The sequence below is a fragment of the Pseudomonas sp. P5_B2 genome (genome assembly GCF_056400445.1).
This window is the reverse complement of sequence record NZ_JBFULH010001373.1, coordinates 1-662: the sequence shown is the minus strand read 5'-3', so window position 1 is coordinate 662 and position 662 is coordinate 1. Positions and strand designations below refer to the sequence as shown.

General features: G+C 50.5%; 1 protein-coding gene. It reads left to right on the top strand.

Going from position 1 to position 662, the window contains the following annotated elements; genetic code table 11:
- Window positions 1–82 precede the first annotated feature (82 nt).
- On the top strand, window positions 83–662 hold a 580-nt coding region (locus AC1DRJ_RS31290; RefSeq protein ID WP_477805512.1), incomplete at its 3' end, for a hypothetical protein.

Sequence of the window (662 nt, the reverse complement as noted above, 5' to 3'; positions counted from 1 at the left end):
GAGGAGCGCCGCGGTGTCACCATTCGTCCCGTTCCCAATCTTTCCACCTTGCCGATTTTGGCTGCCAGAGGAATCTCATCCTTTGCCTAAGAATGTGGAGGTCTACGCGCGGCTTGAAGAAATTGATCCTGCTGCTCAGCCGTTCACAAGCGTGTATTACTGCCATGTTTTTTTGCGGTGGTACGCAATAACTGCGCCCAGGCGTTCGTTTGACTACAACCTCTCCATACACGCTCTGGAGACTCTGTTGTTATGGAGTTTCGTCAAGAAAAAGCCATTGATTGAACTACGGGCTGATGACATTGATGAAGTGATGCGCTTCTACGTTGCGCCGCCTTCCGCCTGGTCTGCACCGACCGTTGCGAAGTACCTTGAGAATTACGTCATTCCTTTCGCCGAGTGGAAGATCAACCCGCGGTGGCGGCCATTTAACCGTGCTTATGACCAAGATGGTACTTCGGCTCCAATCGTTCGTCAGTCCACAGCTGACCGGTTTAAGGTTCTGAGGGATTTTTTCGACTTTTACCTCGGACTGGTTGGTAGCAATAGGAAGAACCCAGTCTCAGCGTTCAGAGTTTTGCAGAGATTGCAGATTCCGAGAAACTCTCAGCCACCAGTTTTGACTGAGAATCAACTCGATTGGCTGTTCGATTTTGCTGTTC